This is a genomic window from Amycolatopsis dendrobii (assembly GCF_014145675.1).
GTDB classification, from domain to species: domain Bacteria; phylum Actinomycetota; class Actinomycetes; order Mycobacteriales; family Pseudonocardiaceae; genus Amycolatopsis; species Amycolatopsis dendrobii.
On the sequence record NZ_JACGZW010000017.1, the window covers coordinates 178,268 to 186,096 of the forward strand.

8 protein-coding genes are annotated in these 7,829 nt (G+C 70.1%); 4 read left to right on the forward strand and 4 right to left on the reverse strand.

Annotation, left to right across the window (positions count from 1 at the left end; genetic code table 11):
• Positions 1 to 4: 4 nt before the first annotated feature.
• The 3 genes from H4281_RS38990 to nth are packed head-to-tail and all read right to left on the reverse strand — an operon-like array spanning position 5 to position 2,000.
• A complete protein-coding gene (locus H4281_RS38990) occupies positions 5 to 721 on the reverse strand; it encodes an NUDIX hydrolase (RefSeq protein WP_182895858.1) in 717 nt (238 codons plus the stop codon).
• Entirely contained in the window at positions 718 to 1,320 is a 603-nt protein-coding gene (locus H4281_RS38995) for a TlpA family protein disulfide reductase (protein ID WP_182895859.1), read from the reverse strand. The genes H4281_RS38990 and H4281_RS38995 overlap by 4 nt, the downstream gene beginning before the upstream one ends.
• On the reverse strand, positions 1,317 to 2,000 hold the full coding sequence (gene nth, locus H4281_RS39000) for an endonuclease III (protein WP_220508512.1): 684 nt from the start codon (positions 1,998 to 2,000) through the stop codon (positions 1,317 to 1,319). The genes H4281_RS38995 and nth overlap by 4 nt, the downstream gene beginning before the upstream one ends.
• 237 nt (positions 2,001 to 2,237) lie before the next feature.
• Between nth and H4281_RS39005 the strand changes: the two genes are divergently transcribed.
• On the forward strand, positions 2,238 to 2,489 hold the full coding sequence (locus tag H4281_RS39005) for a hypothetical protein (RefSeq protein ID WP_037369289.1): 252 nt from the start codon (positions 2,238 to 2,240) through the stop codon (positions 2,487 to 2,489).
• A gap of 159 nt (positions 2,490 to 2,648) precedes the next feature.
• Positions 2,649 to 3,323 carry a Crp/Fnr family transcriptional regulator gene (locus tag H4281_RS39010; RefSeq protein ID WP_009084463.1) on the forward strand — a complete coding sequence of 225 codons (675 nt, stop codon included), beginning with the start codon at positions 2,649 to 2,651 and terminating at the stop codon, positions 3,321 to 3,323.
• 424 nt (positions 3,324 to 3,747) lie between these two features.
• Here the strand turns inward: H4281_RS39010 and H4281_RS39015 are convergent, their stop codons facing one another.
• Positions 3,748 to 4,902, reverse strand: coding sequence for a glycosyltransferase (locus H4281_RS39015; protein ID WP_182895861.1), 1,155 nt, complete (start codon positions 4,900 to 4,902; stop codon positions 3,748 to 3,750).
• Positions 4,903 to 4,994: 92 nt separating this feature from the next.
• Between H4281_RS39015 and H4281_RS39020 the strand changes: the two genes are divergently transcribed.
• On the forward strand, positions 4,995 to 6,254 hold the full coding sequence (locus H4281_RS39020) for an MFS transporter (protein ID WP_182895862.1): 1,260 nt from the start codon (positions 4,995 to 4,997) through the stop codon (positions 6,252 to 6,254).
• 206 nt (positions 6,255 to 6,460) lie between these two features.
• Complete coding sequence (gene dnaN / locus H4281_RS39025) at positions 6,461 to 7,534, forward strand: DNA polymerase III subunit beta (RefSeq protein ID WP_182895863.1); 1,074 nt, start codon at positions 6,461 to 6,463, stop codon at positions 7,532 to 7,534.
• Positions 7,535 to 7,829 lie beyond the last annotated feature (295 nt).

Sequence of the window (7,829 nt, forward strand, 5' to 3'; positions counted from 1 at the left end):
GCCGTCACTCCTCGATAGTGCCGTCCCGAGCCGCCAACCGGCCCTGATGTTCGGCCCACGCTACGTCAAGCTCGCGCACATCGCCGGTGTCCCACTCCCGTTCCCAGCCGCCGAGCGAGAGCAGCACGGACAGCAGACCGGCGGTGAAGCCCCAGACGAACAGGCCGTCGACAGTGAACGCCGGCCCTCGCCACGACGCGTCGCCGCGGCGCACGGTGAACCGGTTGGCCGGGTCGGCGAGGTCGGCCAGCGAAACCCGCGCGACCGCCGCCGTCTCGGCCGGATCGACCGCGCGCACCGGCGACGGGGTGTGCCAATGCGCCAGCACCGGCGTGACCGCGAACCGCGACACCGGCACGAACAGCTCCGGCAGCACCGCGACCGGCAGGATCCCCGACGGGTCGACGCCGGTCTCCTCCTCGGCCTCGCGCAGCGCCGTGCCGACCGGGCCGTCGTCGCCGTCCTCCGCGCCGCCGCCGGGGAACGAAACCTGCCCGGCGTGCGAGCCGAGCGTGTCCGCCCGCCGCTGCAGCAGGACGTCGGGACCGTCGCCGCCTGGCCGGTCGCCGAACAGGATGAGCACCGCGGCGGCACGGGTGAGCAGGTCTTCCGGCGGGCTGAACCGGGTGAACGTGCGGCTGTCGACCTCGCCGGACACCTTCACCAGCGGCCGCAGCCATTCCGGCACGGCTTCGGGTTCGACGAGCGGTCCGGTGGTCATGAGTAGTCCTTCACAGCAGCGCGCACCTGGTCAGTGTTGTCGAACACCCGCGGGTTCGCGACGAACCGGACCTGACCGTCCGCGGTGACCAGGTACGACGCGGGCAGCGACGAGGGCACCTTGAGCGCGGTGCGGATGGGACCGGTCTGGCCGTCGCCGTCGTAGAGCGACGGGAGATGCACGCCGAGTCGCTCGAACAGGCCGAGCCCGTCCGAAGCCGGGCTCGCGACCTGCACGCCGACCACGCGCACCGCACCCGGCTCAGCGGCGTATCGCTGCAGCACCGGCAGTTCGGTGCGGCACGGCTGACACCACGACGCCCACACGTTGATCAGCACCGGACCGCCGCCGAGAACCTTGCCGACGTCCACGCGAGACCCGTCGCCGAGGCAGTCCGCCTCGATCCCGGACAGCTGGCCGACCGCTTTCGCCGCGGCGGGCGGGCAAGCCTGGAGCTTCGCCGCCGCTCGCGGCCCGGCGAGGTCGCCGGACGCGGGCTGCGCGGACGTCGAATCGCCGCCGCGCAGCGTCAGGACCGCCACCAACGCGGCCACCGCCAGCACCGCGACCCCGAGCGCCCATTTGGTGACTGCGGTCACCCGCGCGCCGCCAGCTCGAGAATGTGGTCCTTCTCCGGGCCTTTGACCAGTTTCGCGGCCACTTCGAACTCGGTGGGCCCGGTGCCGAACGACGGGCAGTCCTTGCGCAGCGGGCACGCGCCGCAGGCCGGTTTCCGTGCGTGGCACACGCGGCGGCCGTGGAAAATCACGCGGTGGGACAGCATCGTCCACTCTTTCCGCGGGATCAGCGCGCCGACCGCGTGCTCGACCTTGACCGGATCCTCTTCCTCGGTCCAGCCCCAGCGCCGGACGAGGCGGCCGAAGTGAGTGTCCACTGTGATTCCCGGCACGTCGAAAGCGTTGCCGAGCACGACATTCGCGGTCTTGCGGCCGACGCCGGGCAGCGTGACGAGGTCGTCCAGTTTCTTCGGCACCTCGCCGCCGTAGCGCTCCACGAGCGCCGCGCCGAGACCCATGAGCGAATTCGCCTTCGCCCGGAAAAACCCGGTCGTGCGCAGGTATTCCTCGAGTTCGGCGCGGTCGGCTCCGGCGTAATCGGCCGCGGTGCGGTATTTCGCGAACAAGGCGGGCGTGACGAGGTTCACCCGCACGTCCGTGGTCTGCGCCGACAACACCACCGCGACCAGCAGTTCCAGCGGATTCGTGAAGTCCAGCTCGGCCTTCGCGTCCGGATAAACCTCGTCGAGGCAACGTTTCATCCGCCGGGCGCGTCTCACGAGAGCGAGCCGGCTTTCTTCGCGGTCCGCGCGGGGCCCGTTCGGGACAACAGGGGGCACCCCGATAGCCTACGGGCGAGTCGGACGAGCCGGTCGGGAGCATCCGCCGGTGGACGGCCGAACCGCCAGAGCACCACCTCTGCGGGCCGCGCGTCCGCCCTGAGCGAGGATCTGGAGATCCATGACCGAGTGCGTCACCGAAAACAGCGGAGCTGTGGCATGACCGTGTGGTTCGTGATCTTGGTCCCGCTGGTGATCATGTTCTTCGCGTTGTTCATGGAACGGGTCGAGAGCAGGCTCAAGCACGTCGCGGTCCAGGAGAACGAGGTCGAGGAGTTCCTGGAGCAGGCCCAGCCCAACGAGGTCAGGGCGCTGTACGGGCACGGGATCGGCCGCGCGCTCGAGCTGTTCCGGCTGCGCCGGCTCGGCGGACGGGCAGCCAGGCTACGCGCGCGCAAGGTGCGGAGTTAGGCTGCTCAGTCGGACGTGATCGTTCCAGGCAGCCGCGCCGGGCGCGGCGAGCCGACGAGCGATCCGCCCGACACGCCCTAGACTGACGCGAAAGTGATCGGCGACACTGCCTTCGGCCTGCGAAGGAAGTGATCGTTTCTCGACGAGGAGGCACCCGAGGTGGACGAAACCCTGGCCCGTGCGGGCATTTTCCAGGGTGTGGAGCCGGCAGCGGCGGAGGCGCTGGCCCAGACCTTGGAATCCGTGGAGTTCCCCCGCGGCCATGTCATCTTCAACGAGGGCGAGCCGGGCGACCGGCTGTACATCATCCAGTCCGGCAAGGTGAAGATCGGCCGCAAGTCCCCGGACGGCCGCGAGAACCTGCTGTGGATCGCCGGTCCGTCCGACATGTTCGGGGAACTGTCCATCTTCGACCCCGGCCCGCGCACGTCCGGCGCCACGACGGTCACCGAGGTCCGCGCGGTCACCATGGACCGCCCGGCGCTGCGGCAGTGGATCGCCACCCGCCCGGAGATCGCCGAGCAGCTGCTGCGCGTCGTCGCGCGCCGCCTGCGCCGCACGAACAACATGGTCGCGGAACTGATCTTCACCGACGTCCCCGGTCGCGTGGCCCGTGCGCTGCTGCAGCTGGCGCAGCGCTTCGGCAGCCAGGAGGCCGGCCTGCTGCGGGTCACGCACGACCTGACGCAGGAGGAGATCGCCCAGTACGTCGGCGCGTCCCGCGAGACCGTCAACAAGGCACTGGCCGACTTCGCCCACCGCGGCTGGCTGCGGCTCGAGGGCAAGAGCGTGCTGATCCTGGACCCGGAGCGGCTCGCCCGCCGCGCCCGCTGATCTTCCCCCGAGTGGGTTAATCCGCACGGGTTTTTCGAAGGCCACCTCCTACCGGGGGTGGCCTTCGTGCGTGCGTACCGGACTATCCCCCACAAGAGCGGCATTCCGCTCCGGCCCCGTGTCGGCACCGGTTTCGGCGCGTCCGGCCAGGAAAATGACAAGGAGCCGGGCGCCACCCCCGACGTGGCGCACCGGCTCCTCGCCTGCGCACGGATCATCCCCCGACGACCCGCGCTCCCCGCCCTCCGGACCAGGCCCCGACCCATATGCCGGAGGGAGCTGGGTGCTGCAGTGCTGTCCAGCCCGTAATGGGCTGTCGTTCAACCATCACGGCCAAAACTCACGAATTCAAGGCCATTCACCCTCAAGGACGCCAAGACCGCGTCTTCGTTGCACGAGTTCACGAAGAATCCAGCTGGTGTTATCAGATCGAGACCTCCAGGTCACGCAACCGGGCCGCCACCGCCGCCGGGGCGGGCTGCTCGGCGATCTCGGCGGCCAGCGACTCCGCGGCCGCCCGGTAGGCCGGGTCGGTCAGCACCGTCCGGACCGCGTCGAGGATCCCGTCGCTCGAGTCGACCGCGATTCCGGCTTCCGCGGCCTGAACCTGCGCGGCGACTTCGAAATGATCAGTCGCCAACGGCGAAACCACCAGCGGCACCCCGTGCGCGAGCGCGCCGAGAACGGTCGCCGAACCGCCGTGACAGACCACCGCGTCCACGGCGGGCAGCAGCTGTGTCTGCGGCACGAACTGCTCGATCCGCACGTGGTCCGGCTGCTCTCCGAACCGGCTGGCGTCGCCGTCCCGGCCGATCGTCGCCACGACGTTCACCGGCTCGTCGCGCAGTGCGGTCAGCATTCCCTCCAGCACGCCGGGCCGTGCGTTGTGGGTGGTGCCGAGGGTGACGTAGACGGTCCGGTCGTAGGGAAGCCCGTCGAGGACTGCCGGACGCGGGCTGGGGGTTGGCGTCACGCCAGCGGACTGGAGCGGCCAGCGCGTCGGGTACTCCCAGGCAACGTCAGCCGGAGTCAATCCCGACGGCCAGAAGTCCAGGTACGGCACGGCATCGCGCGGCGGCAACTCGTCGAGACCGCGCTCGCGGACCAGGCCGTTGGCGACTTCCCAGGCCCGCTCCATCGTCGCGGCGGATTTCGGCGGACCGATCGCGTGCATCGCGTACGGCACGCCGACCAGGCACGCGGCCATCACGGCGGCGCGTTCGGCAAGGTTGGCGATGACGAGATCGGGCTGCCAGTCGCGGACGAAGCCGACCATGTCGTCGAGCCGCGCGGCCGCGCCGAGACCGACCATGTACTCGGCGACCAGGTGGGAGAGCCGCTCGTCCGCGGTCATCCCGGCCATCTCCTCGCGGGCCCGCTGCCACATCGAGGCCGCGGCGCCGGGGTCGTTCGGCTGCCCTACGGAAATGACCCGCAACCCAGTGTTTTCCAAGTACCGCACGGCTTCCGGACCGGTCGCGAACGCGACCTCGTCCCCGGCCGCTCGCGCGGCCCGCGCGAGCGGAAGCATCGGCTCGATATGGCTGTACCCAGCTCCGGAGGAGAACATCAGCCGCATCGCGCGAGGGTACTGACTGAGCCGATCGAGCGTGACCAAGATGACCGGAAAATTACTGGTACCTCCGTACCAATTTCGTCATACTAGTACGCGTGTCCCAGTCTGCCCATTCCGAAGGCCGCACCACGCTCGCCGACTACCGTGCCGCGCTGACCGCCCCTGGCTCGCGCGGCCCGGTGATCGCGTCGATCCTTGCCCGGCTCCCGATCGCGATGATCGGCATTTCCGCGCTGCTGTACGTGCAGCGCGAAACCGGCTCGTTCGCCGCCGCCGGACTGGTCTCCGCGAGCTCGCTCGCCGGGGTCTCGGTGGGCGCGGTCGTGCAGGGCAGGCTGATCGACCGATTCGGACCGAGCCGTCCGCTGCTGGTCGTCGCCGCCGTCTTCGCGCTGTCGATGGCGTCGCTCGCGGTCGCGATCGAGGCACATCTGCCGACATACGTGCTGATCCCGCTGGCCGCGGCGACCGGGCTTTCGGAGCCGATGGTCGGCTCCGCGTCGCGGGCGCTGTGGACGAAAATCCTGCCGGAAGGACCGGCGCGCAACGCCGCGTTGTCCTATGAGGCGATCAGCATGGAGGTCTTCTTCATCCTCGGCCCCGGCATCGCGGGCCTGCTGATCACCGCGCCGTGGGCGGGCACCGGCATGGTCGTCGGCTCGATCACCATGGTCACCGGCGCGGTGCTGTTCGCGCTGAACCCGACCGTGCGCGCGTGGGGTCCGGCTCCGAAGTCCAAGACCCCGCTGCTCGGCGCGCTGGCCAGCCCCGGAATGCGGACGCTCGCCTTGGCAGCCCTCGGTTTCGGCATGGTGATCGGATTCGTGGAGGTCGCCGTCCCCGCCGCCGCGACGGAATCCGGCCACCCCTCGCTCAGCGGTCTGCTGCTGTCCGCGTGGTCGTTGAGCTCGGTGGCGTTCGGCGTGGCCTACAGCCTGCACCCGTGGCCCCGCCGCCTGGGCCTGCGCCTGCCGATCCTGCTCGGCGGTTTCGGTGCTTTCGTCGCGCTGCTTGCCCTTCCGTCGAGCCTGTGGGCCCTTGCCCTGCTGATGCTGCTGGCCGGCGCGATGATCACTCCCCAGTCGACGACCCACTCCGCGGCGATCGAGGTCGTCGCCCCGCGCGGCACCGCGGCTGAGGCATTCGGCTGGGTCCTCACGGCGGTGACGCTGGGACTCGCAGCGGGCCAGTCGGTGAGCGGCTACCTGGTCGAACATTCCGGGACGGCTTCGGCGTTCTTGGCTGCTGGGGTGGCTGGGGTTGCGCTGGCTGTGGTGGTGTGGCTGCTGCGGGGGACCGTGCGGGCTGCTTCGCCGGCGATTGCTGACGATGCTCTTGTGGGCGCTGTCAGGTAGCTCCGCTCCTTCCCGCGGCCGGCGCGGGTTCGCTCGGCAGCGCTCTCATTGGCGCTGCCGGGCAGCAGTTCCCGGAGTCGCTCGGGCCCCTTTCCCGCGGACGAGCACCGTCCGTGTCCTCTCCGCCAGCGACAGCGGGGACGTTTCAGCAGCTCAACCGTCTTAGTCGCCGTTTTTTGTCGGTGCTCCCCGCTACTTTGCGTGGCATGGACCTCACCTCCTTCGTGCGGCCGCTGGCGGCGGTCGCGAACGCCGCGGCCCGGCTCCTGTCGAGGCAAGCCCGCCTGCGCTTGCGGGCGAACGCTGACGGCCTCGTCGTGTCCGGCAACGACCGCGACCTGGCCGTCCAGCTGTCCTGCCCAGCGACCACCCATCTCGACGGCGAAGTCGTCGTACCAGCCGCGCCGTTCGCCGAAACGGTCCGCATGCTGGATGTCGACCAGGTCCGGTTGGCCGTCGAAGGATCCCGCCTCGCGATCCGAACGGACAGCGCCCGCTTCGCGCTGCCCCTGCTGGATCGCGACCTGCTCCACGTCCCGGAACCGCCACCCCTGCTGTCCAAAGTGGACGGATCAGCCCTCGCCGCGGCGTTGCGCACCGTCGCGGGCACCGCCGCCAAGGACGACCCACTCCCGGTCTTCACCGGCGTACGGGTGCAATCAATCGGCGGCGAACTGTGCCTGACCGCTTCAGACCGCTATCGCCTGGCCGTAGCCCGCCTGCCACTGCAAGAGGTCCGGCAACCCATCGACGTCCTGGTCCCAGCCACCCTGCTGACCGAAGCCGCCCGCCACAGCGCCGGTGCCATGGGACTGCACGCCGACCCCAGCCACTTCGCCCTGAGCTGGCTAGGCGGCACCGTCACCACAGCGGTCCTGGGCGCAGGTTTCCTGTCCGCGGACTCCATCCCGTCCGACGCGGTCGACACAGAAGTCGAGGTGGGTGCCGACGAACTAACCGCAGCCATCCGCCGAGTCGGCGTCTACTCCGAAGACCGCCGAGTCCTGACCCTGGAAGTCGGCGACGCACACCTCCGCCTGGCCAGCACGCGACAAGACACCGGCGAAGCAGAGGAACACCTCAAAGCAAACGTTTGCGGCGGCCGGACATCGCCGTCCTTCCAGGCTCGGTACCTGCTGGACGCCCTCGCCCCGTTCAGCGGAGAACGAGTCCGCCTGGCAATCCAGCCAGGATTGCGGGCGTGCGTCCTGACCCCGGCCGACGAAGACGGACGTGAGGTGGCATTGAAGTACTACTTGATGCCCATGCTGCCCCGGTAGCCGGGCGAACGCGCCGACTCTGGCTCGAATCGGACGGCCATGTTCGCACTGGGTGGGGTGCGATCGGGAGCCGCCACGGGTTCGGCCGCACGGTGGCGGGTCAAGCTATGGGTTCGGCCGCACGGTGGCGGGTGAAGCTGCTGGGGTGTTGCCGGAGCGAGCGGCAGCCAGGCCGGACGATGCTGGCCGGACCGAACCGAGCCGTGACGAATTGGCCGGACCGAGCCGGGCTGGCCAGGCTGGGCTGAGCTGGCCGGGCTGAACTGGCCGGACTGGCCAGGCCGAGCTGAACTGG

Bases quoted from the DNA above. Each gene is read 5' to 3' on its own strand.
- H4281_RS39015 (WP_182895861.1), bottom strand. From the start codon at position 4,902: ATGCGGCTGATGTTCTCCTCCGGAGCTGGGTACAGCCATATCGAGCCG.
- H4281_RS39005 (WP_037369289.1), top strand. From the start codon at position 2,238: ATGACCGTGTGGTTCGTGATCTTGGTCCCGCTGGTGATCATGTTCTTC.
- H4281_RS38990 (WP_182895858.1), bottom strand. From the start codon at position 721: ATGACCACCGGACCGCTCGTCGAACCCGAAGCCGTGCCGGAATGGCTG.
- dnaN (WP_182895863.1), top strand. From the start codon at position 6,461: ATGGACCTCACCTCCTTCGTGCGGCCGCTGGCGGCGGTCGCGAACGCC.
- nth (WP_220508512.1), bottom strand. From the start codon at position 2,000: ATGAAACGTTGCCTCGACGAGGTTTATCCGGACGCGAAGGCCGAGCTG.